The organism is Mesorhizobium waitakense (assembly GCF_056431085.1).
This window is the reverse complement of sequence record NZ_JBWKME010000178.1, coordinates 1-784: the sequence shown is the minus strand read 5'-3', so window position 1 is coordinate 784 and position 784 is coordinate 1. Positions and strand designations below refer to the sequence as shown.

The window sequence follows — 784 nt, the reverse complement described above, 5'->3', positions numbered from 1 at the left end:
TGGTAACTCCAGTCTCCCCGGTCCGGTCCGAATGGACAACCTCCTGAAAGCTCACACCTAAGGCGTCAAAACCCAATCATTCTGGGCGATTGAGTTCGATCCTGCCGTTCCCCTAAGCTTCTTTTGTGCGATCTTCGGATCTCAAGCGATGAGCGGGCCATGTACGATAGACGGGCAAGGGAAATCCTCTTTGGGGCGTTTTGGAAAGATGGCTGGATACGGGAAGCAGATTGGTGCTTGTGCCCCGACGACTTCGCTTATGCCAAGGGCATGGGGTACATGTTCGACCCTATCGAATTGTCGCACGATCAAGTGGTTTCCCAATTGGTCGACGAGCGCGAACGGGCAGACCTAACAGCTCTGTCCAACTCCTTCTTGGCAAGTCTTGGTAATCGGCGATTGGATCTAAGGCACGGACTCGGCAGCTATGCCTTTGCTCTGAACTTTCCTCAGCACAAAATTGCCGAGACACCAGCATCGATTGTTCCTTCCGGCGCGCGGCGATGCAATTGGTGCGGCTTCTACGAGTTCCAAAACCCTGCCAAGCTCGACCTAAACCCGCTGAATTTCGAGCGGCACAAATGGGGTGGCGTACGTCGGGGCAGTCCCGTCTACGCATGGCTCGACCTATCTCTTTTCCGCGCGGACACGCTCCAAAAACCCAAGAGCGCAGACAAACAAATAATGCAACAGATTCTAAAGACGGCGCGTTCTATGGAGCCAAACGCGACTGCTAGAGCGGGATGAGATTAATTTCGGTCATAGCCTGAGTTTTCGAAGTAGT

Annotated in this window: 1 protein-coding gene; it reads left to right on the top strand. The window is 53.6% G+C overall.

Annotated features, from left to right (window positions below):
- Nucleotides 1-159 precede the first annotated feature (159 nt).
- Entirely contained in the window at nt 160-747 is a 588-nt protein-coding gene (locus tag AC07FD_RS32750; protein ID WP_478353216.1) for a hypothetical protein, read from the top strand.
- Nucleotides 748-784 lie beyond the last annotated feature (37 nt).

Coding starts and splice junctions, on each gene's coding strand:
- AC07FD_RS32750 (WP_478353216.1), top strand. CDS start 160: ATGTACGATAGACGGGCAAGGGAAATCCTCTTTGGGGCGTTTTGGAAA.